Source organism: Bradyrhizobium sp. NP1 (assembly GCF_030378205.1).
Classification (GTDB): Bacteria; Pseudomonadota; Alphaproteobacteria; order Rhizobiales; family Xanthobacteraceae; genus Bradyrhizobium.
On sequence record NZ_CP127385.1, the window covers coordinates 903,304 to 924,913 of the forward strand.

The following is a 21,610-nucleotide window of genomic DNA, read 5'->3' on the forward strand; positions in this document are numbered from 1 at the left end:
CGCGGACAGTCCCTTCACCGCGCGCGATCGGTCGAAGCGCTCTTGATCCGGAACTGACATGGCGCGAGACCAGATCGACATGACGCCGCTGAAGTCGCGGGACGAGCTCGTCGCGTGGCTGGAGGCCGGCGTAAAACCTCCTTCCGAATTCCGCATCGGCACCGAGCACGAGAAGACGCCGTTCACGCTTCTCGAGCACCGGCCGGTGCCCTATGAGGGCGCGCGTGGCATCGGCGCGCTGCTCGAGGGCATGCAGCTCCTGCTCGGCTGGGAGCCGATCATGGAGCGCGGCAACATCATCGGCCTCTACGACGTCACCGGCGGCGGCGCGATCTCGCTCGAGCCCGGCGGGCAGTTCGAGCTGTCGGGCGCGCCGGTCGAGACCGTGCATCAGACGCAGGCCGAGCTGATGGCGCATCTGGCCCAGGTGCGCGAGATCGCGGGCCCGCTCGGCATCGGCTTCCTCGGGCTCGGCATGACGCCGTCGTGGTCGCGGGCGGAAATCCCCGTGATGCCGAAGGGCCGCTACAAGATCATGACCGACTACATGCCGAAGGTAGGCGCCTACGGCCTCGACATGATGTACCGGACCTGCACGGTGCAGACCAATCTCGACTTCTCCTCCGAAGCCGACATGGTCAAGAAGCTGCGCGTCTCGCTGGCGCTGCAGCCGGCCGCGACCGCGCTGTTCGCCAATTCGCCCTTCACGGAAGGTGCGCCCAATGGATTCCTGTCGTTTCGTTCCGAGATCTGGCGCGACACCGACAACGCGCGGGCCGGCATGCTGCCGTTCGCCTTCGAGGACGGCATGGGGTTCGAACGCTATGTCGACTACGCGCTCGACGTACCCATGTACTTCGTCAAGCGCGGCGATGCCTATATCGACGTGTCCGGCTCCTCGTTCCGCGCCTTTTTCGACGGCAAGAACGAAAAGCTGCCGGGCGAGCGTCCGACGCTGTCGGACTGGGCCAACCATCTCTCGACGATCTTTCCGGAGGTGCGGCTGAAGCGCTATCTGGAAATGCGTGGCGCCGACGGCGCACCCTGGGCGCGGCTTCCGGCGCTGCCGGCGTTCTGGGTCGGCCTCCTGTACGACAACACCAGCCTCGATGCCGCCTGGGACCTCGTGCGGAATTGGACCGCGCAGGAGCGGCAGGCGCTGCGCGACGACGTGCCGCGGCTCGGCTTCAAGGCCAGGATCAGAGACCGCTACCTGTTCGAAATCGCCAAGGAATGCCTGGCGCTGTCCTATGCGGGCCTGCGCCGGCGCGGCAACATCGATCACGTCGGTCGCGACGAGACGCGGTATCTCGAACCGCTCGAGCGCATCATCGATTGCGGCAAGACGCCGGCCGAGGAGCTGCTGGACAAATTCCATGGCCCTTGGGGCGGGTCGGTCGAGCCGGCCTATTCGGAATATGCTTTCTAAAATGTAATGCAGCCGAAGGGTTGGGACGGCGCCAATGGGCGCCGGCTTTTTTGCGAAAAGATCACGCCGAATCAAAAGGCTGTGGCGCGGGCGATGGGTCGCAGGCGCGCCGCAGCCGCGATGGCTGGCCGTTCATCCGCCGTACAGGTTCATGGCGATCAAATGACGGTCCAAAAAAGTGCGGCGTATCCAAAGAGTTGGAAGCGAAAGCGGTCTTGATGCGGAAGAGCCGCCTGTTCGGGGCATGTCTGGGGTTGCTGTTGTTCGTCGCTGCCGCCGTCGGCGCGCGGCCGGCGCTGGCGCAGGCCAATTTCGATCGCCCGGGCGGCGACTACCTGAACTCGCCCGTGGCGTCCGGCGATCCGGCCGACTGCGCGTTGATCTGCGAGCGTGACCGCCGCTGCCGGGCCTGGACCTTTGCCTATCCGACCGACATCGCGGTCGGCGCGGTGTGCTGGCTGAAGAGCAACGTGCCGCCCCGCGTGCAGGACAATTGCTGCGTCTCCGGGGTGCGCGGCGCCGGCGTGGTCGAGCCGCGCAGCGTTGCGGTCGAGACCTCGATCGACCGCTTCGGCGGCGACTACAAGAATTTCGAGCTGAAGTCCGGCGAGGGCGACGAGGACTGCAAGGCGGCCTGTGTCGGCGACAACAAGTGCCGCGCCTGGACCTATGCGCGGCCCGGCTATGTCGGCAGGCAGGCGCATTGCTTCCTGAAGAAGGAGATCAAGCCGCCGCGGCGCAAAGCGGGATTCATTTCCGGCGTGGTACGGTAGCGATCGCCGACCGTGCTCGGCCGGCAGGCCCGAGGGGCGTCGGCGATGGCATGTCACTTCCATTCTATCCGGCCTATGCTTGCCGAATTAGCCTGACCGAGGCCAGATGAATCGCGATGACGACGAACCTCCGATACGATTACGTTGGCGATCAAAGGTTGTCCGAGGGTGCCGATTGGATCGGCACGTTTCGCGGCCTGCGAACGCATTTCCACGAAGAGATCCAGGTCTCGGTCTCTATCTTCGGGCTTCGCCGCTACATGCTGGGAAACAGCCTGGTTGGCCTGGAGCCGGGGGATGTCCTGATCGTCCCCGCGCAAGTGGTCCATAGTGCGCTTCCCACGTCATATCGCGACACGCGATCGACCGAGTTCTTCCTGATCGCATCGAAACTGCCCGATGCCGCGCGTTCGCTGATCGTCGGTTCAAACTATCTGGTACTGTCGGCGCCCTGGGCCTTGCAGCTGGCGCGAGACGATCTGCCCGGCGCCATCGCGAGCGCGGTGTCGGCGCTCGGGGGCGATTCCCAGGCCATCCTGCGACGAGAGGCCGCGAGGCCCGCCGAATCCCTCGACCTTCGTCTGGTTGACGAATCCCAGAGCGTGGCGTCCCGGGCGATGGAGCTCGGACTGTCACGAGAGGGCTACATCCGCAGATTTGTCCGGCGCTTCGGCATGCCGCCTCACGCCCATCGGCTGGCCGGCAGGCTGAACGAAGGACGGGAACTGCTTCGCCGCGGCCTGTCGATTGCGGACGTTGCGCACGCCACCGGCTTCAGCGACCAAAGCCATTTCGGCCGGCATTTTCTTCAATCGTTCGGCGCGACGCCTGGACAATTCAAGTCGGCACACGTGACGCGCTAAAGCGTTTTTGAGCGAAAGCCTGCCCCGGACTTGATCCGGGGTGGGCGCCGGTTCGCGTGAAGAGAGCGCGTCGGTTCTGATTCAATCAGAACCGCCACACCAGGCCGATCACCTTCATTCTATCCGGCATTTCGATCTCCGTGCTTGAGGTGCGCGCGGAGGTGTCGCTTGTCGGTGCAGGAAATTCTGCTGATCGCGGCGTCGGGTTTCGCGGCGGGTCTCTTGAACGCCGTCGCCGGCGGCGGGACCGTTTTCACCTACTCGGCCCTGCTGGCAGCGGGGATTTCGCCGGTGCAGTCGAACGCGACCAGCGCGGTCGCGGTGTTCCTGGGGTCCGTTGCGTCCGTTATCGCCGACCGGCGGCATTTTGCGCTCGCATCAGGCCGCCTGGCTTTGCTCGCAGGTTTTTCCGTCCTTGGCGGCGGCGTGGGCGCCGGCCTCATGCTGTGGTCCGGCGATCGAATCTTCGCATGCGTCGTGCCGTGGCTTGTCCTGCTGGCGACCCTGGTCTTTGCGGTCTCTGCCAGGTTGAGATTGCTGGTTGGCGCGGTGAGCGGGCGGAAAGGGGGGCCCTGGACGTCGACGGTGGTTCAGGGCGTTGTCTCGGTCTACGGAGGATATTTCAGCGCGGGCGTGGGCGTCATGATGCTGGCCTCGCTTTCGCTGACCGAGGGAGGCGCGCATTCGCAGGTGAATGCGGCGAAGAACTTTCTCTCCATTGTCCTGCAATCGGCCGCGGTCGTCGTGTTCATGGCGTCCGGGGTCGTGAGAATGGAGCCGCTTGCGATCGCCGCCGCAGCCTGCGTGGTGGGCGGTTGGCTGGGTGTTCTGGTGGCCAGATCGATCCCGGAGTTGATCGTCCGGAGCATCGTGATCGGCTCCGGGTTCGTTCTGGCGGCCTGGCTGTTCCTGGGTCAGGGACGTTAGAGCGTTTTCGAGCGAGGCGCGGTCGGCCCGGCGAGAAGTTCGAAGACCTACGTCCCTTCCTTTTCGAAATCGCTGATCTGGGCGGCCAGCGTCGCCACGATCTCGGCAAGCGGTTGCGTGCCGTTGATCAACGTGGTGGCGCTGAAGGACACGCGCGGCATTGGCGGGCTGGTTTGGACGATTTTCAGGGCGCCGTCTTCAATCTCTTTTTTGTAGCAGCGTGTGGGAAGGAGCGTAATGCCCATTCCGGCGACCGCGAGCGATGCCGCCACGCTCAAGCTCTTGCATGTGTCGAATCGCTTGAAAACGACCTCTTCGGACTGAAACCATTCATCGATCGACCGATGATGGAAGGACTCCTGCGACAGCGTGATGATTGGCCACGCCACGATTTCCTTTGGTGAAATCGGGCCATTCGGCAAAGGCAGCGACGGGCTCGCCATCCAATAGAAATCCAGACATCCAAGGTCCCTTGACCTGAACAGGCTTTCACTGGGGCGACCGGGAGCAAGAACCAGGTCGAGCGAGCCGATCTTCAACTGCTCGATCAAGGTATGGGTCAGCCCCTCATCCATCTCTATGCTGACCTTGGGATAGATTTCCCGCATCGTTTTGATCAGCCGTGGCAGCCACGTTACCGAAATGACTTCGGCTACGCCGACGCGCAGCTCTCCCGAAATATTTTCCGGAGCGACGACAACGGAGCGGATCTCCATTTCAATCTGGATCATTTTTTCCGCCAGCGGCAGCAGGGCGCGCCCTTTGGCGGTCAAGCGGAGACTGCGCTGGCTGCGTTCTCTCTCGAACAACGAAACGCCGAGAAATCGCTCGAGCTCCTGGATACGCATCGATACGGTCGATTGTGTCGACCGCAGGCGATCGGAGGCCGCCACGAAGCTTCCGAGCTTTGCACTCCAGAAGAATGTCTCGAGCTGCCTTAGGTTCAATTTGCTTCTTCAAGAAAGCTGGAGCGAGCGTACCAATATTATTCGTTTGGACTGAAGGGGTCCAGACCATATCGTTTTGCGCATGATGAATGCGCCAGTAAGCATCAATCCTTCCGCGGGACATCAACCCACACGCACGAAATATCTTGTGCGGGTTCAGGCGATGAAGGACGAAGCTGCCGGCATTCGCTGTTTCGATCTTGTCTCGCCGAATGGCGAAACGCTTCCGCCGTTTACCGCAGGTGCACACATCGATGTCCACCTCTCGGATAGCCTGGTGCGTCAATACTCGCTGTCCAATTCGCCGGGCGAGCGGGAAAGGTATCGAATTGCGGTCCTGCTTGAAGCGGACGGCCGCGGCGGCTCGCTTGCAATGCACAAAATCCGCGAGGGAGACCTGATCGAGATTTCAGGGCCCCGCAATCATTTTGCGCTCGCGGGTCCGGAGACCAGCCTTCATCTGCTGCTGGCCGGAGGAATTGGCGTCACGCCGATGATGTCGATGATCCCCGAGCTGGAGGCGCGCGGCGCGAACTACGTCCTTCACTACTGCACGCGAACGCCGGAAAAAACGGCGTTTCTCGGCGAACTTGCATCACGCATCGCGGCGAAAACCGTTCACGTCCATCACGACAATGGCGATCCCTCACAGGGATTGGACATCAAGGGCCTGGTCAGCAGCTATGTGCCGGGGATGCATCTCTATTTCTGCGGCCCGCCCGGATTTATGGCTGAAATCAAGAAGCACGTCGGCGCATGGCCTCCGCACGCCGTTCATTTCGAGCATTTTTCGGCTCCCGACGCCGACGATGATCGCGAGAACTTTCCATTCAAGGTCGTCGTCCGCAAGACCGGCCAGGTCTTCGATGTTTCAGCGACCGAGTCGATCGTCGATGTGCTGCGCGCGCACGGCTACAGAATCGAGACCGACTGTCGCGAAGGGTTCTGCGGGACTTGCATTACACGATACGTCGAGGGGTCGCCCGAGCATCGCGATTGCGTGCTCAGCGAGTCGGAACGCCAGAAATACCTGATGATCTGTTGCGCGCGTGCCAGGAGCCCGTCGCTCACGCTCGAACTTTAGGAACACATTTTCGTACAACCGGAGAAATGCAATGAACGCAATGAGCACCAGCAACAACCAGGCGCTCGCGACCTATGCCTGCGTCGAGAATTGTTGGTACGTGATCGGCGCGGCCGCGGATTTCCCCGTGGAGAAACTCGCGGGGCACGTCGTCGCAAAGAAGCCGATCGTGACCTGGCGGACCAAGCACGGCCAGGTCGTCGCCTATGACGACAGATGCGCGCACAAGCGATTTCCGCTGTCGAAGGGCCGCTTGATGTCGGATGGCACGCTCGAGTGCGCCTATCATGGTCTGCGATACGACATGACGGGCAAGTGCGTGATGATCCCGTCGCACCCGACGGGTCCGATCTCTCCGCAAGCGGTGGTTCGTCCGTATCCGATAGTCGAACAGGACGGATTGGTCTGGCTGTGGCCCGGCGATCCCGCGCTTTCCGCCACGCGCAAGCCGCCGCGGCTGCCCGAGATAGGATCCGACGACTGGAAAACCGAAATCATCGGTCCGATGAAGATTCCGGCCAACTACCTTCTGTTGATCGAGAACCTTCTGGACATCACCCATTTCTATCCCCTGCACGATGGAAACATCGGAGACATCGAGAACAGCCGAATTCCCGTCGATCTCGAAGAGGGCGAGGAAGACGGAAATCGCTACGCGATGACCGTCCGCAAGGTGACCAACTACAAGCAACCGCCCTATCTGGTGGACTGGTTTCACTACGATGTCGTCGACAGGCATCACACCCATTGCATGATGAGTCCCGGCATCACGCGCGTCGTCATGCGCAACGCGCCCGTTGGGCAGCTCGCTGCCAGAGCCGAGCCGGGGGAATTTCCGGGGTCGATGGCGCTGAACGGTCAGGAGCGCGGCTACGTGCTGGTCCACGCGCACACGCCGGTCGATGAGAACAATCATCTGTGGTGGGCGCTCATCAATGTGCCCGCGCACCACATGTCCAAGGAAGACCCGGGCAAGCAGACCGCGACCCGAATTGCGGAGATGTTTCCGAACGTCGTGGAGGAGGACAAGTTCGCCCTGATCGAGCAGCAGCGGATGTTTGCGTATCCTGAAGACGGATATCAGGAGGTGTTCTTGAAGCCGGACCTCGCGATCCGGCGCGCCCGAGTCATCTTTCAGGATTTGATGCGCGAGCAGGAAGGCGGGATTCACAGCGTGGCGGCGGAGTAGACGGTGGTGGGCGCCGACGCTTCAGAAGACAAACGCGACGGGCCGCTTGCCGGCCTGCGCGTCCTCGAGATCTGCCAGATCGCTGCGGGTCCTTTCGCCGGCTCGTTGCTGGCGGATCTCGGCGCAGACGTCGTGAAGATCGAAAACCCGGACGGCGGCGACAATATGCGGGGGTGGCCGCCGCTGACCGCGGGCGAAGGGGGCGAGATCTACAGCGAGAATTTCGCTTCGGTCAATCGAAACAAACGGTCGGTTTGCGCCGATTTGAAGGATGCGGAAGGTATCGCGCTGGTCAGGAAACTGGCCGGAAGATGCGACGTCCTGATCGAGAATTTTCGACCAGGCGTGCTTGCCCGGCTGGGGCTCGGTCCTGACGACGTCAGGACCGAAAATCCGAAACTCATCTACTGCTCGATTTCCGGCTATGGCCAGGAGGGGCCGTACTCCAGGAAGGGCGCCTTCGACGTGGCCGTTCAGGGCATGAGCGGCTTGATGAGCGTGACCGGAATAGAGGGCGAACCGCCCGTCAAATGCGGGGTCCCCGTCGGCGATTTTTGCGCGGGATTGTATGCCTCTTACGCCATTCTCGCGGCTGTCGTGAAGGCGCGAGATACGGGCGCCGGCAGCTATATCGACTGTTCGATGCTCGGTGCTCTGCTCGGCGTATCCGCGTTGCAGACCAGTGAATATTTCGGAACCGGATCGCCGGGCAAGCGATTGGGATCTGCCCATCCCCGCAATGCGCCATATCAGGCGTTCCAGGCCAGCGACACCCACTTCATCGTGGCCGCAGGCAACGACGTGTTGTGGCGGGAAGTCTGCCTGGCGGTCGGGAAGTCGGACCTCGCGGAAGACGAACGATTCAGGAGTCAGCCGGATCGCGCCCGCAGGCAGATTGAGCTCGCCGAGATTCTGCAGCGAGAGTTCAGGAAGAAGACTGCGGCCGAATGGCTGGACGAGATGGACAGGAGGGGCGTGCCATGTGCTCCGATCAACTCGTTCCAGGACATCCTTTCCGATCCACATGTCCTGACGATGGACCTGGTCAAGCCGCTGATGCTTCCGAACGGCGCGAGGACGCGAACGGTCGGCTTCCCGCTCAAGATCAGCGACTATTCCTTTTCCGTCTACCGATCCCCTCCGTTGCTCGGCGAACACACGGATGAAGTCGTGGCCGAATGGCTGGAGACGGATTCGACGCCAATCAAAAAGACATCTGCATGATGCGCGAACGAAGGGCCGCGTCTCGAAGGTCTCGACCTTGAAGCACTCATGAATCGCCATCGCTTTGCCGGAACGGAGGATATCAAACAGTCATTACACAAGGGCTTTCGACCGACGCCGCATCAATGCGGCCAACAAACCATACAATACAATCACAGGGAGGGACGTAATGAGCGTGGCTAGGAACGAAATCGACATCGACACGCAACGACATGCGCGGCGGGCTGTAATCGCCTCGACCGTGGGTTCGATGATAGAGTGGTACGACTTCTACATCTACGGCCTCGTCGCCGCGACCGTTCTGGGGAAGCTGTTCTTTCCCCAGGCCGATCCCTATTCAGCAACTCTTCTCTCGTTGTCGACGTTTTTCGTCGGGTTCGCCATTCGGCCGATCGGAGCTGCATTCTTCGGTCATTTCGGCGATCGCATCGGTCGCAAGGGTACGCTTGTCGCGACGCTGCTGCTGATGGGAGCGAGCACCGTTCTGGTCGGCCTGGTGCCGACATACGACAAGATCGGTATCTGGGGCGCGGTCGCGCTCACGATCCTGCGCTTGCTCCAGGGCTTCGGAGTTGGAGGTGAGTGGGGCGGCGCCGTGGCTGTCGCGACAGAATGGAAGTCTCTCGACAAGAAACGCGGATTTGCCGGCAGCTGGCCCCAGTTCGGATCGCCGCTGGGGCTTCTTTTGGCGCTGCTGGTGCTTTCCACCGTCAGTCACTGGAGCACGACCGAGTGGTTCGAGACGATAGGTTGGCGCATTCCCTTCCTTTTCAGCATCGTCCTGATCGGCGTCGGCTTCTATATCCGCGTCGGCGTTCACGAGACGCCCGCCTACAAGGACATGGAGCGCAAGAGAACGATCGAGAAGGCGCCGGTTTCGGTCGCGATCAGGAAATACTGGCCTGAGATCCTGCTCGTCTGCGGCGTGCGCTCCGGCCAGCACGCCGCATTCTATCTGTTCTCGACTTTCGTGCTGTCGTATGGCGTCGGTACCCTGCACATCTCGCGAGACTTCCTGTTCAATGCGCTTCTGCTCGCATGCGCGGTCTCGTTGATCAGCGTGCCGACGTTCGGCTATCTTTCCGACATCATCGGCCGGCGGTCGCTCTACATCATCGGCGCGGTTACGCTGGGGATTTTCGTCTTCCCTTACTACGCGATGTTGAACTCGGGGAATTCGGCGATCATCGTCCTGGCAATCGTGCTGTCGATCGTCGTTCACGATATCTCCTATGGTCCGCAGCCGGCCTTCATCGCCGAAGCGTTCCCACCGGAGGTGAGATACAGCGGTTCGTCTCTCGGATATCAGCTCTCATCGATTACGGCGGGAGGGCCGGCGCCGCTGATCGCGACCTATCTGTTCCACGAATACGGGACCATCCTGGCCGTGAGCGTCTATCTTGCGGTGCTCGCCTCCATCGCAGCGATCTGCGCGATCTTCCTTCCGGACAGCTATCGGCACAACTACAACGCAGCCGTGGTTGCTTCGCAGGCAGCGGCCCCGATGGAGGTCGACGTGGCCGTCTCGCCTTCGCCAGTGCCTACGCGATAAGGCTCACGAGACGCCGCTCCGGGCCGGATGTGCTGTCCTCTGGAGCGGCGTCTTCGGATGCCTCGCGCCTTCGCGGGGGATCGTTAACTGCAGGACCCGGATCTTGGATGACAGCCACTTCTGATGAACTAGCGGTTGAAATGGACGGGACGACGCTGCACCTGACATTGTCGCGTCGGACACGTTCGAATGCGCTCAGTCCTACTCTCGTCGAAACATTGATCGACGTTCTGAACGAGGCCCCGACCAAGGGTGTCGAACTGGCGGTCTTCCGCGGAGAAGGTGGCAATTTCTGCTCGGGTTTCGATCTCGCCGATCTCGAAAGCCTGTCCGACGGTGATCTTCTGCTCAGACTTGTCAGAATCGAGCATTTCCTGCAGTGCGTCGCTCACGCGCCGTTCATGACGCTCGCTCTGGCACATGGAAGCGTGATCGGAGCAGGGTGTGATCTGTTTTGTGCCTGTTCGGAACGCGTCGCCGCGCCTGATGCCGTCTTTCGGATGCCCGGCTGGCGTTTTGGAATAGCGCTCGGCACGAGACGGCTGGTTCGCACCATCGGCGCAGCGGCCGCTCGCTCCATTCTCGCCAGCAGTCGCATGTTCAATGCGGACGAAGCGCAAAAAATCGGGTTGTCGACGTCGACAGTCGGGCGTGAAGACTGGCCGCAGACCATCGGACGTTCCAGGGAAGTCGCTGCATCGTTGGAGCCGATTTCGCGATCCATGCTTCTGGCCTTGACCGCGACCGATACTCGTGCAGCCGACATGGCGTCCCTTGTCGAAAGCGCCAGCCGCCCCGGGCTCAAGGCTCGCATTCAGCGCTACCGTTCGGCGGAACGCTCCCTTCGGCGGTGAGGAAGTCCCTGCCTTCGGCTCGTCGCTGTCGGATGGACATGCGCGCGCCTTCATCCGCTCTACGCGCTGGCATCAAAGTTCTTTACCGCCGCTTTCGACGCCAGCTCGCGCCAGCGCCGGCGCAGATAAGGCTCGACCACCGCGCGCTTCGCTTTCGAGAGGCGGATCAGCACGATCGGATAGTCGCGGTAGTGATCGGTGAAGTAGAAAACCTTCGGATCGCGCTCGACCAGCATGGCGCGCTCATCGGGCGGAACGGACGGCAGCACGAGGCTGTCGCCGTCCTCCTTGAGCCGTACCAGCATCTTCTTGCGCACTTTCAGCGCCACCGTGCCGTAGGAGCTGCCGTCCTCGACCTCCGGCCACGCCAGCGCGAGCTTTCTGACGTCGTCGAAGGTCATGGCTGTTTCGTTTGGAGGAGATTCGCAGGGTGGGCAAAGCGACTCCGTCCGCCGTGGCACAGCGAGCGGAGGCGGAAGCGTGCCCACCGAAATGATTTCCGCGCATTCTGGTGGGCATGGCGCGAATGCGCCTTTGCCCACCCTGCGCGGCTACTCACTTCAATGCACCGCGGTGAAGAAGCGCGCGAGCCGCAGGCCCGCGGGCCAGTTCCAGAGCGGCTGGTGACGCATGCCGAGATCCCAGGAGCCGACCACCGCGTCCGCGCGGCCAATCAGATTGTCCATCGGCAGCAGCCCGACGCCGCCGTCGCGCACGGAGACGCGGCTGTCGGCGGAGTTGTCGCGGTTGTCGCCGAGCACGAACAGCTTTCCGGGCGGCACGGTCACTTCCGGCGTGTTGTCGAGCCGGCCATTGTCGTGGATCTTGAAGATCGCGTGGCTCACGCCGTTCGGCAGCGTCTCGATAAAGCGATAGGCGCGCTCGGCATTGCCGGTATCGTCCTCGGCCGCGCCGACCCCGTCGGGTTTCAGCGACGCCGGATGGTCGTTGATGAAGAGCTGGCCCTGGCGCATCTGGATGCGATCACCGGGCAGGCCGACGACGCGCTTGACCCAGGCCTGCGCGCGGTCGCCCGGCCAGCGGAACACGACCACGTCGCCGCGCCGGGGCGTGCCCTCGAACACCCGGCCGCTCTGCGGCAGGTTGATCTGGATCGGCAGCGAGGAAGTACCGTAGCCGTAGGGGTATTTCGACGCCAGCAGCGCGTCGCCGATCAGCAGCGTCGGCTCCATCGAGCCGGACGGCACGTAGAACGGCTCGGCGAGCGCGCCCTTGGCGATGAACACGGCGAGCACCACCGCGCCCAGCTGCAGCGCCTGCGCGCGCCAGCCGCTGGACGATTTCGCCTTTGTTGCTTCGACTTCCACGCTCATGCGCCGGTACCTCCGACCGTGATCCGCTCCATCCGCAGCGTCGGCTGGCCGACGCCGACCGGCACGCCCTGGCCGTTCTTGCCACAGGTGCCGATGCCGCTATCAAGCGCCAGATCGTTGCCGATCATGGTGATCCGATGCAGGTCGGTCGGGCCGTTGCCGATCAGCATCGCGCCCTTGAGCGCCGGGCCGAGCTTGCCGTTCTCGATCTTGTAGGCCTCGGTGCATTGGAAGACATATTTGCCCGAGGTGATGTCGACCTGCCCGCCGCCGAAGTTCGCGGCATAGATGCCGTTCTTCACCGAAGCGATGATCTCGGCGGGGTCGCGCGCTCCCGCCAGCATGTAGGTATTGGTCATGCGCGGCATCGGCACGTGGGCATAGTCCTGCCGGCGGCCGTTGCCGGTCGGCTTCATGTTCATCAGCCGCGCGTTCTGGCGATCCTGCATGTAGCCGACCAGGATGCCGTCCTCGATCAGCACGGTGCGGTTGGTCGGCGTGCCCTCGTCGTCGATCGACAGCGAGCCGCGGCGCGCCGCCATGGTGCCGTCGTCGATCACGGTGACGCCCCTGGCTGCGACCTGCTGGCCCATCAGGCCGGCAAAGGCGGAGGTCTTCTTGCGGTTGAAATCGCCTTCCAGCCCGTGGCCGACCGCCTCATGCAGCATTACGCCGGGCCATCCCGCGCCAAGCACCACGTCCATCTCGCCGGCAGGCGCCGGCACCGATTCCAGGTTGACCAGCGCCTCGCGCAGCGCGCCGTCGGCGGCATCGCGCCAGGCCTTGGTCTCGATGAAGCGGGCATAGCCCTCGCGGCCGCCATAGCCCTTCGAGCCGCTCTCCTGGCGGTCACCCTGGCCTGCGACCACGGAGACATTGACCCGCACCAGCGGGCGGATGTCGCGATAGCTTTCGCCGTCGGGGCGCAGGATTTCCACCACCTGCCAGGTGGCGCCCAGGCTCACCGAGACCTGGCGGACGCGCGGGTCCTTGTCGCGCAGATAGGCGTCGATCTCGGCGAGCAGCTTGACCTTGCTTTCGAAGCCGGGCGCCTCCAGCGGGTTGTCGTCGCCGTAGAGCTTGACGTTGGTATGGGTGGGCGCGGCCGCGAACGAGCCGGCATAGCCGCCGCGCACGGCATGAACCGCATCCGCGGCGCGGATCAGCGCCGGCAGCGACACGTCGGAAGAATGGGCATAGCCGACGGCGTCGTCCTTGACCGCGCGCAGGCCGAAACCCTGGCTGGTGTCATAGGTCGCCTGCTTCAGCCTGCCGTTGTCGAACATTAACGCTTCGCTCTGGCTGTATTCGAGAAACAATTCGCCGTCGTCGGCGCCCGACAGCCCGCGCGCCATCTCGCGACGCACGGCGTCACGGTCGAGATTGGCGCGCTCAAGCAGGGAAGTGGTGGCGGGATCGGTCATGAAAACTCCAGCGCGAATGGTTTCCGTTGCTCGTCGCCCCCGCTGACGCAGGGCCCCACCACGGGCCGCCATGATCTTAGCCGAACAGGCGGCCGGTTCATCTTACAACCCAGTAACCCGTGGTTTTGGGGGGTCCGGCGCACGCTCACCTCGCGTAGCCGGGGCGACGGGGAACAAGATAGTCATGATCGCGACAAAAGGGAGGTCTTTCGCGCCCCCGGTGCGCGCTTCTCACGGCAGCTTGTCGAAGCCTTCCGCAAGCCCGTTGAGGCTCAAGGGGAAGCCGATGCCCTCCTCGGGGGTCTCGAAGATGATGAAGGTCGCGGTTTTCGCCGCCTTGAGCTGCCCGAGCAGCTTTTCGTCCATCACCACCTCCGCAACGCAGCCATTGGGCAGGCAGCGCACGAAGCCGGCGCGGCCGACATCCTGGTTGTCGAGCTTCAGGCCGAGGCCGGAGGGCAGCAGCACGCCGAGCGGCGCCACCACCCGCATCAGCCGGCTCTTCTGGTCGGCGGTCTTCAGCATGATGACAGTCAGGCCCGCATTGGAGCGGTCCTCGGCTACCACGCTCTGGATCAGGGCGCATTGCTCGGCCTGCGCGCCCGGCGGGGTGTCGCAGCGGATCTGCCAATCGCCATGCACCGAGCGCACGGCTCCCTGCGCCCGGGCACTGCCGGCCAGGCCCAGGGTGAGGCCCAAGGCGAGAGCAAAGGCGAGGGCAACACCGAGCGCGAGCGCCAGCAGGCCGGTCCACAGCCAGCTCGGGCCGCGGGTCGGCACAGCCGCGTCGATCGCGACGATTTTGGCACGGTATCTTGAAGCACCCATCCGGGTCGGTTCCTTAGACCTGTTGCTGGCCGTCATTTCTCCAGAACAATCGACTGATATGGCAATGGCGGCGTCTTGAAGGCGGCCGGTGCAAGCTTTCGAGGCCCCGTTCTCCGAGCCATTCCGGTGCCAAGGCAGGCAACCCCCGACAGGCGAATCAGGTTCCTGTGGAGCGCTCGCGCTGTGCCTACATCGGGCAATCCCCCTGTCAAGCGGGCCGGGGCGCGTCGAGCAGCGCTTTTGCTTGATTTCGCGGGAAATTGCGCGGTCCGTGTCGGTGCGGGCGCCGGCCACCGCAGCGCCCCACTACTGCATTGCGAGAGCCGGAGAATTATGGTTTGAGAGGCTGGATTTCGGCGTTCTTGCGATCTGGCCCAGGTGCCCCGCGATGGTGCACCTCAAGCCTGTTTGCCAAGGGGCGGATCGGCAGCATTCCCGTCAGGCGGAATGCTCTGGGGATTGTGACTTAAGGGAGCGCGAGCGGCATGAAGCTGTCGATGGGCCAGATGGGCGCCCGGTGCTTGGGAATGGTTTTGGGGTTGGCGGCGGCCGGGGTGGCCCTGGCCTTGGGCGGAACGGCGTCAGCCGAGCTCGGGCAGCCGGCGCCGTGGGAATTCAAGCTGCAGCAGGCGGCCTCGCCAGTGATGGAAAACATCGTCTGGTTCCACAACTTCCTGCTCGTGATCATCACCGTGATCACGCTGTTCGTGCTGGGGCTGCTGGTCGCGGTGGTGATGAAGTTCAACGCCCGCGCCAACCCGGTGCCCTCGCGCACCACGCACAACACCCTGATCGAGGTGGCCTGGACGCTGATCCCGGTGCTGATCCTGGTGGCGATCGCGGTGCCCTCGTTCCGCCTGCTGTTCCTCGAGCTCGACGTGCCGAAGGCCGACCTCACCATCAAGGCCACCGGCAAGCAGTGGTACTGGTCCTACGCCTATCCCGATAACGGCAAGTTCGAGTTCGATTCGCTGATGGCGCAGGACAAGCAGCCGCGGCTGCTCGGCGTCGACAACGAGATGGTCGTACCGGTCAACAAGGTGATCCGGGTGCAGACCACCGGCGCCGACGTCATCCACTCCTTCGCGGTGCCGGCCTTCGGCATCAAGATCGACGCCATTCCCGGCCGTCTGAACGAGACCTGGTTCAAGGCGACCACGACCGGCATGTTCTACGGCCAGTGCTCCGAGCTGTGCGGCAAGGACCACGCCTTCATGCCGATCGCGGTCCGGGTGGTCAGCGATCAGGAATTCGCCACCTGGGTCGAGGCGGCGAAGAAGAAGTTCGCGAGCGCGCCCGGCAACACCGTTGCCTCGGCGGCGAACGCGGCGCAGTAGGCCCGCAGGGCTTTCGCGCAACCGGACAAGGGCGAGGGGACCGTTCGCGGTCCCAAGGGGACTGCAAGGCAGGATTTGAAGATGGCAACGAACGTAGCGACGCACGGCGATCACGCTCATGACGATCACGCCCACGATCATCCGACCGGATGGCGGCGTTTCGTCTATTCGACGAACCACAAGGACATCGGCACGATGTACCTGGTGTTCGCGATCATCGCGGGCATCATCGGCGCGGCGATGTCGATCGCGATCCGCGCCGAGCTGATGTATCCGGGCGTCCAGATCTTCCACGAGTCCCACATCTACAACGTGTTCGTGACCAGCCACGGCCTCATCATGATCTTCTTCATGGTGATGCCGGCGATGATCGGCGGCTTCGGCAACTGGTTCGTGCCGCTGATGATCGGCGCGCCCGACATGGCGTTCCCGCGCATGAACAACATCTCGTTCTGGCTGCTGCCGGCCTCCTTCGCGCTGCTCCTGATCTCGACCTTCGTCGAGGGCGAGCCCGGCGCCAACGGCGTCGGCGCCGGCTGGACCATGTACGCGCCGCTGTCGACCTCGGGCCATCCGGGACCGGCGGTCGACTTCGCGATCCTGTCGCTGCACCTTGCCGGTGCGTCCTCGATCCTCGGCGCCATCAACTTCATCACCACGATCTTCAACATGCGCGCGCCCGGCATGACCTTGCACAAGATGCCGCTGTTCGTGTGGTCGATCCTGGTCACCGTGTTCCTGCTGTTGCTGTCGCTGCCGGTGCTGGCGGGCGCCATCACCATGCTTCTGACCGACCGCAATTTCGGCACCACCTTCTTCTCGGCCGACGGCGGTGGCGACCCCGTGCTGTTCCAGCACCTGTTCTGGTTCTTCGGCCATCCCGAAGTGTACATCCTGATCCTGCCGGGCTTCGGCATGATCAGCCAGATCGTCTCGACCTTCTCGCGCAAGCCCGTGTTCGGCTATCTCGGCATGGCCTACGCCATGGTCGCGATCGGCGGCATCGGCTTCGTGGTGTGGGCGCACCACATGTACACGGTCGGCATGAGCTCGGCGACGCAGGCCTATTTCGTCGCCGCCACCATGGTGATCGCGGTGCCCACCGGCGTGAAGATCTTCTCCTGGATCGCCACGATGTGGGGTGGCTCGATCGAGTTCAAGACGCCGATGCTGTGGGCGATCGGCTTCATCTTCCTGTTCACGGTCGGCGGCGTCACCGGCGTCGTGCTGGCGAATGCCGGCGTCGACCGCGTGCTGCAGGACACCTATTACGTGGTCGCGCACTTCCACTACGTGCTGTCGCTCGGCGCCGTGTTCGCGATCTTCGCCGGCTGGTACTACTGGTTCCCGAAGATGACGGGCTACATGTACAACGAGACGATCGGCAAGGCGCACTTCTGGTTCACCTTCATCGGCGTGAATCTCGTTTTCTTCCCGCAGCACTTCCTCGGCCTCTCCGGCATGCCGCGCCGCTATGTCGACTATCCGGATGCCTTCGCCGGCTGGAACCTGGTGTCGTCGATCGGCTCCTACATCTCCGGCTTCGGCGTCCTGATCTTCATCTACGGCCTGATCGACGCCTTCGTGCGCAAGCAGCAGGCGGCGGACAATCCGTGGGGCGCCGGCGCCACTACGCTGGAATGGACGCTGTCCTCGCCGCCGCCGTTCCACCAGTTCGAGACGCTGCCGCGCGTGAAGTAAGCAGTTAAGCGCGGCGCCTTGACCGGCGCCGCGTCGGTTCAGGGAGCATGATCCGGAAAAGCGGCAACCGGTTTTCCGAAAAGATCATGCTCAAGAAGGAGCGAGCATGATTCGATCCGGGTCGATCGAGTCGTGTTCCAGCAAGCGAGAAGCCTCTTGTCGGTCGTCGATCACAACGCCATCGCGCTCAGCCCCCGGATCTCGGAGGCCGAAGTCGCCGACTACATCCAGCTCCTGAAGCCGCGGGTGATGTCGCTGGTGATCTTCACCGCGCTGGTCGGCCTCGTGCTGGCGCCGGGCCATTTCCATCCCGTGCTGGCGATCACCTCGCTGCTCTGCATCGCAGTCGGCGCCGGCGCCTCCGGCGCGCTCAACATGGCTCTGGAAGGCGACATCGACGCCAAGATGTCGCGCACCGCCAACCGCCCGATCCCGCGCGGCCGCATCACCCGGCCCGAGGCGATGGCCTTCGGCTCGACGCTCGCCTTCTTCTCGGTGATGACGCTCGGCATCCTGGTCAACTGGGTTGCAGGCAGCCTGCTCGCCTTCACCATCTTCTTCTATGTCGTGATCTACACGCTGTGGCTGAAGCGCCGGACTGCGCAGAACATCGTGATCGGCGGCGCTGCCGGCTCGCTGCCGCCGGTCGTGGCCTGGACGGCCGCCACCGGCTCACTGTCGGTCGAGCCGCTGCTGTTGTTCCTGATCATCTTCTTCTGGACGCCGCCGCATTTCTGGGCGCTGGCGCTGTTCCGCTCCGACGACTATGCCCGCGCCGGCGTGCCGATGCTGCCGGTGGTCGCCGGCCCCGACGCGACGCGGCTGCAGATCCTGCTCTACACCATCGTGCTGGTCGCGGTTGCCGCCGCGCCCTGGCCGCTCGGCTATTTCGACGCCGTCTATGGCGTGGCCTCGCTGGTGCTGGGCGCCGGCATGCTGGCGCTTGCGATCAACGTCTACCGACGCCGCGAGCGAAGCGAATCGCTGCGCGCGACGCGCAAGCTGTTTGCCTTTTCGATCCTTTATCTGTTCGCGCTGTTCGCGACCCTGCTCGCCGAGGTCGTGGTTCGCGCCGTCATTCCTTTGGTCGGGTAAGGGGGCGCATGCGAACCGAATGGCCGACAAGCAGGAGCCAGATGGAATCGTCCTCACCGAGGCGCAGAAGCGGAGCCGCCGCCAGCGGTCGATCGCGATTGCGCTCGCGCTCGGCGTGCTGGTCGTCTTGTTTTTCGCGGTCACCATCGTCAAGGGGCCGGCCGTCCTGAACCGGCCCATGTGACAGGGATAGTGTGATTGAGATGAACGAAAAGCCCTCAAGCCACCACAGCAAGGCCCGCCGCCTCACCCGCGATGCGCTGGTGGCGTCGATCTGCGGCGCCGTGGTGGCATTGATGGTGGGCGCGTCCTACGCCGCCGTTCCCTTCTACAACTGGTTCTGCCGCGCCACCGGCTTCAACGGCACCACGCAGGTCGCGAGCTCGGCGCCGTCGGCCGCGCCGCTGTCGCGCAGGATCGCGGTGCGCTTCGATTCCAACGTCGCGCCCGGCCTGCCCTGGAAGTTCGAGCCGGAGCAGACCGAGATCGAGGTCAATATCGGCCAGGTGGTGACCGTCTATTACACCGTGACCAACCAGTCGGCGCGGACCACGACCGGGCAGGCGGCCTACAACGTCGCGCCGCTCACGGTCGGCGCCTACTTCCAGAAGATCAACTGCTTCTGCTTCACCGAGCAGACTTTTGCGCCGGGCGAGAAGCGCGAGATGCCGGTCGTGTTCTATGTCGACCCGGCGATCACGGGCGATGCCGACAATGACGGGCTGAACACCATCACCCTGTCCTACACCTTCTATCCCGTGCGCGACGCGCAACCGAAGCCGGTCGCCGCGGGCGAGACCGACAAACGCAAAGGCAATCTTTGAGGCTCAAGGGCAACCACCGGGGGGCGATCCCGGGATCGTTTTGGGGAATTAAGTGCCGAACTGACCGGCACCGCTAACGGAGAGAGAGACCGCAATGGCTACGGCGCAAGTCAAGCATCACGACTACCACCTCGTCGATCCGAGCCCCTGGCCGGTGGTCGGCTCGATCTCGGCCTTCGTGATGGCCGTCGGCGCGATCTCGTGGATGCACCATCTATTCTCGGCCGCACCGATCGTGTTCGGCGCCGGCACCATCGGCGTGCTCTACACCATGGCGAGCTGGTGGGGCGACGTCATCAAGGAGGCGCAGTACAAGGGCGACCACACCCGCGTGGTGCAGATCAGCCACCGCTACGGCATGATCCTGTTCATCGCTTCCGAAGTGATGTTCTTCGTCGCCTGGTTCTGGGCCTTCTTCAATTCCGCGCTGTTCCCGGCCGACGCCGTCCACGCCACCCGCGACGCGATCTTCGGCTGCGGCGCCGGCACGGCGGCCGGCGCCTGCAACGTGCCCGGCACCTGGCCGCCGAAGGGCATCGAGACCTTCGATCCCTGGCACCTGCCGCTGTTGAACACGCTGATCCTGCTCACCTCGGGCACCACGGTCACCTGGGCGCACCACGCGCTGCTCGAGGGCGACCGCAAGGGCCTGAAATACGGCCTGATCCTCACCATCCTGCTCGGCGCCACCTTCACCTGCGTGCAGGCCTATGAGTACAGCCACGCGGCGTTCTCCTTCGCCGGCAACATCTACGGCGCGACCTTCTTCATGGCGACCGGCTTCCACGGCTTCCACGTGCTGGTCGGCACCGTGTTCCTGATCGTGTGCCTGGCGCGCGCCTATGCCGGCCACTTCACGCCGAAGCAGCACCTCGGCTTCGAATTCGCCGCCTGGTACTGGCACTTCGTCGACGTGGTGTGGCTGTTCCTGTTCGTCTGCATCTATGTCTGGGGGCATGGCGCGGAAGCCATGGCCCACGCCGCGCACTGATCCGAACCGGTCGGTGGTAGAAGAGGGCGGCCGCAACGGCCGCCCTTTTTTCTTCGCCACAAGGGAGAAAGAAAGGATCGCGCATGACGGACCATCCTCAAGCCAGCGTTTTCCAGAGCGCGATGCGTGGGCTGGCCTGCCGCTGCCCGCGCTGCGGCCAGGGCAAGCTCTATGCCGGCTTTCTAACCTTAAGGCCGCGCTGCGAGGCCTGTGGTCTCGACTACGCCTTCATCGACACCGGCGACGGCCCCGCGATCTTCATCATCATGCTTGCAGGCGCCATCGTGGTCGCGGCCGCGCTGATCGTCGAGGTGAAGTATCAACCGCCGCTTTGGCTGCATGCGGCGCTGTGGCTGCCGCTGATCGTGGTGACCACGCTTTTGCCGTTGCGCGCGATGAAGTCGCTGCTGATCGCGCTGCAATTCCACCACAAGGCCGCGGAGGGCCAGCTCATCAACCGCGAGCCGAAATGAACGGGCAGCCCGAGCGCCAGCGCCGGACGGCGGGTTTTGCCGCGTTTACGTTTGTCATGCTGGCCGTGTTCGTCGGCCTTGGCATCTGGCAGCTCGAGCGCCGCGTCGAAAAGCACGCGCTGATTTCGGCACTCACGGAGCGTCTTGCCGCCGAGCCTTCGCCACTGCCGCCGGCCTCGCGCTGGGCGACGCTGCACGCCGACGCCGACGAATTTCGCCGCGTGCGGTTTGAGGCCGCCTACGCGCGGCTGCCGGACGCGATGGTCTACAGCGCCGGGTCCGCCGTGCGCGAGGATATCAGCGGCCCCGGCACCTGGGCCTTCCTGCCGGCGCGGCTTCCCACCGGCGAGGTCGTCGTGGTCAATGCCGGTTTCGTCGCCAACACCATGCAGGACCGCGAGGTCGAGAATCGCGCGGTGACAAGGCTCGTCACCGGCACGCCGGCGATGCTGACCGGCTATCTGCGTTTCCCCGAGAGCGCAGGGCTGCTGACGCCGGCACCGAGCCTCGAGAAGCGGCTGTGGTTTGTCCGCGATCATCTGGCGATGGCGCATGCGCTCGGCTGGGGTTCGGTCGCGCCGTTCTACATCGACCTGGAAAGCCCGGTGCCCGACAACGGCATTCCGAAGCCGGGCCCGCTCTCGGTGCATCTGCGCGACGAGCACATGCAATATGCCGTCACCTGGTTTTCGCTCGCCGCGGTGGTCGCGGTCGCATTTTTGCTATGGTGGCGGCGGCGAGCGGTGGCTTGAGGGAATGGC

22 protein-coding genes are annotated in these 21,610 nt (G+C 63.8%); 17 read left to right on the forward strand and 5 right to left on the reverse strand.

Annotation, left to right across the window (positions count from 1 at the left end; all coding sequences use genetic code 11):
• Window positions 1-58 precede the first annotated feature (58 nt).
• The 4 genes from QOU61_RS04230 to QOU61_RS04245 all read left to right on the forward strand — a co-directional run bounded on the left by QOU61_RS04230 (window position 59) and on the right by QOU61_RS04245 (window position 3,992).
• Window positions 59-1,429, forward strand: coding sequence for a glutamate--cysteine ligase (locus tag QOU61_RS04230; RefSeq protein ID WP_289656883.1), 1,371 nt, complete (start codon window positions 59-61; stop codon window positions 1,427-1,429).
• A gap of 218 nt (window positions 1,430-1,647) precedes the next feature.
• Window positions 1,648-2,202, forward strand: a complete 555-nt coding sequence (locus tag QOU61_RS04235; protein ID WP_289656884.1) for a PAN domain-containing protein — start codon at window positions 1,648-1,650, stop codon at window positions 2,200-2,202.
• Between the two features lie 116 nt (window positions 2,203-2,318).
• Window positions 2,319-3,065, forward strand: a complete 747-nt coding sequence (locus tag QOU61_RS04240) for a helix-turn-helix domain-containing protein (RefSeq protein ID WP_289656885.1) — start codon at window positions 2,319-2,321, stop codon at window positions 3,063-3,065.
• 174 nt (window positions 3,066-3,239) lie between these two features.
• The gene (locus QOU61_RS04245) at window positions 3,240-3,992 is read left to right on the forward strand and encodes a sulfite exporter TauE/SafE family protein (protein WP_289662253.1); all 753 of its coding nucleotides are present in this window, start codon (window positions 3,240-3,242) and stop codon (window positions 3,990-3,992) included.
• A 47-nt stretch (window positions 3,993-4,039) separates the two neighbouring features.
• Here the strand turns inward: QOU61_RS04245 and QOU61_RS04250 are convergent, their stop codons facing one another.
• The gene (locus QOU61_RS04250; RefSeq protein ID WP_289656886.1) at window positions 4,040-4,885 is read right to left on the reverse strand and encodes a LysR family transcriptional regulator; all 846 of its coding nucleotides are present in this window, start codon (window positions 4,883-4,885) and stop codon (window positions 4,040-4,042) included.
• Between the two features lie 217 nt (window positions 4,886-5,102).
• Here QOU61_RS04250 and QOU61_RS04255 point away from each other — a divergent pair, with 217 nt between their 5' ends.
• From QOU61_RS04255 to QOU61_RS04275, 5 genes are all read left to right on the forward strand, one after another.
• Window positions 5,103-6,023, forward strand: coding sequence for a PDR/VanB family oxidoreductase (locus QOU61_RS04255; RefSeq protein ID WP_289656887.1), 921 nt, complete (start codon window positions 5,103-5,105; stop codon window positions 6,021-6,023).
• Between the two features lie 31 nt (window positions 6,024-6,054).
• Window positions 6,055-7,212 carry a Rieske 2Fe-2S domain-containing protein gene (locus QOU61_RS04260; protein ID WP_289656888.1) on the forward strand — a complete coding sequence of 386 codons (1,158 nt, stop codon included), beginning with the start codon at window positions 6,055-6,057 and terminating at the stop codon, window positions 7,210-7,212.
• A 105-nt stretch (window positions 7,213-7,317) separates the two neighbouring features.
• Window positions 7,318-8,436, forward strand: a complete 1,119-nt coding sequence (locus QOU61_RS04265) for a CaiB/BaiF CoA transferase family protein (RefSeq protein ID WP_289656889.1) — start codon at window positions 7,318-7,320, stop codon at window positions 8,434-8,436.
• Window positions 8,437-8,605: 169 nt separating this feature from the next.
• Window positions 8,606-9,988 carry an MFS transporter gene (locus QOU61_RS04270; protein WP_289656890.1) on the forward strand — a complete coding sequence of 461 codons (1,383 nt, stop codon included), beginning with the start codon at window positions 8,606-8,608 and terminating at the stop codon, window positions 9,986-9,988.
• Window positions 9,989-10,095: 107 nt separating this feature from the next.
• The gene (locus QOU61_RS04275; protein WP_289656891.1) at window positions 10,096-10,842 is read left to right on the forward strand and encodes an enoyl-CoA hydratase/isomerase family protein; all 747 of its coding nucleotides are present in this window, start codon (window positions 10,096-10,098) and stop codon (window positions 10,840-10,842) included.
• A gap of 59 nt (window positions 10,843-10,901) precedes the next feature.
• Here the strand turns inward: QOU61_RS04275 and QOU61_RS04280 are convergent, their stop codons facing one another.
• From QOU61_RS04280 to QOU61_RS04295, 4 genes are all read right to left on the reverse strand, one after another.
• The gene (locus QOU61_RS04280) at window positions 10,902-11,243 is read right to left on the reverse strand and encodes an MmcQ/YjbR family DNA-binding protein (protein WP_289656892.1); all 342 of its coding nucleotides are present in this window, start codon (window positions 11,241-11,243) and stop codon (window positions 10,902-10,904) included.
• Window positions 11,244-11,402: 159 nt separating this feature from the next.
• Entirely contained in the window at window positions 11,403-12,176 is a 774-nt protein-coding gene (lepB, locus tag QOU61_RS04285) for a signal peptidase I (RefSeq protein ID WP_289656893.1), read from the reverse strand.
• The gene (gene tldD, locus QOU61_RS04290) at window positions 12,173-13,600 is read right to left on the reverse strand and encodes a metalloprotease TldD (RefSeq protein ID WP_289656894.1); all 1,428 of its coding nucleotides are present in this window, start codon (window positions 13,598-13,600) and stop codon (window positions 12,173-12,175) included. Before tldD ends, lepB begins: the two co-directional genes overlap by 4 nt.
• Window positions 13,601-13,831: 231 nt before the next feature.
• Complete coding sequence (locus QOU61_RS04295; RefSeq protein ID WP_289656895.1) at window positions 13,832-14,428, reverse strand: invasion associated locus B family protein; 597 nt, start codon at window positions 14,426-14,428, stop codon at window positions 13,832-13,834.
• 485 nt (window positions 14,429-14,913) lie between these two features.
• On the opposite strand from QOU61_RS04295, the gene coxB reads away from it, so the two are divergent.
• The 8 genes from coxB to QOU61_RS04335 all read left to right on the forward strand — a co-directional run bounded on the left by coxB (window position 14,914) and on the right by QOU61_RS04335 (window position 21,601).
• On the forward strand, window positions 14,914-15,765 hold the full coding sequence (gene coxB, locus QOU61_RS04300) for a cytochrome c oxidase subunit II (RefSeq protein WP_289656896.1): 852 nt from the start codon (window positions 14,914-14,916) through the stop codon (window positions 15,763-15,765).
• Window positions 15,766-15,846: 81 nt separating this feature from the next.
• Complete coding sequence (gene ctaD, locus QOU61_RS04305; RefSeq protein WP_289656897.1) at window positions 15,847-17,466, forward strand: cytochrome c oxidase subunit I; 1,620 nt, start codon at window positions 15,847-15,849, stop codon at window positions 17,464-17,466.
• Window positions 17,467-17,622: 156 nt separating this feature from the next.
• Window positions 17,623-18,561 (forward strand): heme o synthase, encoded by a 939-nt coding sequence (locus QOU61_RS04310; RefSeq protein ID WP_289656898.1) that lies wholly within the window; start codon window positions 17,623-17,625, stop codon window positions 18,559-18,561.
• 19 nt (window positions 18,562-18,580) lie between these two features.
• Entirely contained in the window at window positions 18,581-18,745 is a 165-nt protein-coding gene (locus tag QOU61_RS04315; RefSeq protein ID WP_289656899.1) for a cytochrome c oxidase system small membrane protein, read from the forward strand.
• A gap of 19 nt (window positions 18,746-18,764) precedes the next feature.
• Window positions 18,765-19,385: a cytochrome c oxidase assembly protein gene (locus QOU61_RS04320; protein ID WP_289656900.1), complete on the forward strand. Its 621-nt coding sequence runs from the start codon at window positions 18,765-18,767 to the stop codon at window positions 19,383-19,385.
• A 94-nt stretch (window positions 19,386-19,479) separates the two neighbouring features.
• Window positions 19,480-20,376, forward strand: coding sequence for a cytochrome c oxidase subunit 3 (locus QOU61_RS04325; protein ID WP_289656901.1), 897 nt, complete (start codon window positions 19,480-19,482; stop codon window positions 20,374-20,376).
• 83 nt (window positions 20,377-20,459) lie between these two features.
• The gene (locus QOU61_RS04330) at window positions 20,460-20,849 is read left to right on the forward strand and encodes a DUF983 domain-containing protein (protein ID WP_289656902.1); all 390 of its coding nucleotides are present in this window, start codon (window positions 20,460-20,462) and stop codon (window positions 20,847-20,849) included.
• Window positions 20,846-21,601 carry an SURF1 family protein gene (locus tag QOU61_RS04335; protein ID WP_289656903.1) on the forward strand — a complete coding sequence of 252 codons (756 nt, stop codon included), beginning with the start codon at window positions 20,846-20,848 and terminating at the stop codon, window positions 21,599-21,601. The genes QOU61_RS04330 and QOU61_RS04335 overlap by 4 nt, the downstream gene beginning before the upstream one ends.
• The last annotated feature ends 9 nt before the right edge of the window (window positions 21,602-21,610 follow it).

What these genes read in the sequence shown, in the direction of transcription:
- QOU61_RS04230 (WP_289656883.1), top strand. Translation starts at nt 59, where the DNA reads ATGGCGCGAGACCAGATCGACATGACGCCGCTGAAGTCGCGGGACGAG.
- QOU61_RS04235 (WP_289656884.1), top strand. Translation starts at nt 1,648, where the DNA reads ATGCGGAAGAGCCGCCTGTTCGGGGCATGTCTGGGGTTGCTGTTGTTC.
- QOU61_RS04240 (WP_289656885.1), top strand. Translation starts at nt 2,319, where the DNA reads ATGACGACGAACCTCCGATACGATTACGTTGGCGATCAAAGGTTGTCC.
- QOU61_RS04255 (WP_289656887.1), top strand. Translation starts at nt 5,103, where the DNA reads ATGAAGGACGAAGCTGCCGGCATTCGCTGTTTCGATCTTGTCTCGCCG.
- QOU61_RS04260 (WP_289656888.1), top strand. Translation starts at nt 6,055, where the DNA reads ATGAACGCAATGAGCACCAGCAACAACCAGGCGCTCGCGACCTATGCC.
- QOU61_RS04270 (WP_289656890.1), top strand. Translation starts at nt 8,606, where the DNA reads ATGAGCGTGGCTAGGAACGAAATCGACATCGACACGCAACGACATGCG.
- QOU61_RS04275 (WP_289656891.1), top strand. Translation starts at nt 10,096, where the DNA reads ATGACAGCCACTTCTGATGAACTAGCGGTTGAAATGGACGGGACGACG.
- QOU61_RS04280 (WP_289656892.1), bottom strand. Translation starts at nt 11,243, where the DNA reads ATGACCTTCGACGACGTCAGAAAGCTCGCGCTGGCGTGGCCGGAGGTC.
- lepB (WP_289656893.1), bottom strand. Translation starts at nt 12,176, where the DNA reads ATGAGCGTGGAAGTCGAAGCAACAAAGGCGAAATCGTCCAGCGGCTGG.
- tldD (WP_289656894.1), bottom strand. Translation starts at nt 13,600, where the DNA reads ATGACCGATCCCGCCACCACTTCCCTGCTTGAGCGCGCCAATCTCGAC.
- QOU61_RS04295 (WP_289656895.1), bottom strand. Translation starts at nt 14,428, where the DNA reads ATGGGTGCTTCAAGATACCGTGCCAAAATCGTCGCGATCGACGCGGCT.
- coxB (WP_289656896.1), top strand. Translation starts at nt 14,914, where the DNA reads ATGAAGCTGTCGATGGGCCAGATGGGCGCCCGGTGCTTGGGAATGGTT.
- ctaD (WP_289656897.1), top strand. Translation starts at nt 15,847, where the DNA reads ATGGCAACGAACGTAGCGACGCACGGCGATCACGCTCATGACGATCAC.
- QOU61_RS04315 (WP_289656899.1), top strand. Translation starts at nt 18,581, where the DNA reads ATGGCCGACAAGCAGGAGCCAGATGGAATCGTCCTCACCGAGGCGCAG.
- QOU61_RS04320 (WP_289656900.1), top strand. Translation starts at nt 18,765, where the DNA reads ATGAACGAAAAGCCCTCAAGCCACCACAGCAAGGCCCGCCGCCTCACC.
- QOU61_RS04325 (WP_289656901.1), top strand. Translation starts at nt 19,480, where the DNA reads ATGGCTACGGCGCAAGTCAAGCATCACGACTACCACCTCGTCGATCCG.
- QOU61_RS04330 (WP_289656902.1), top strand. Translation starts at nt 20,460, where the DNA reads ATGACGGACCATCCTCAAGCCAGCGTTTTCCAGAGCGCGATGCGTGGG.
- QOU61_RS04335 (WP_289656903.1), top strand. Translation starts at nt 20,846, where the DNA reads ATGAACGGGCAGCCCGAGCGCCAGCGCCGGACGGCGGGTTTTGCCGCG.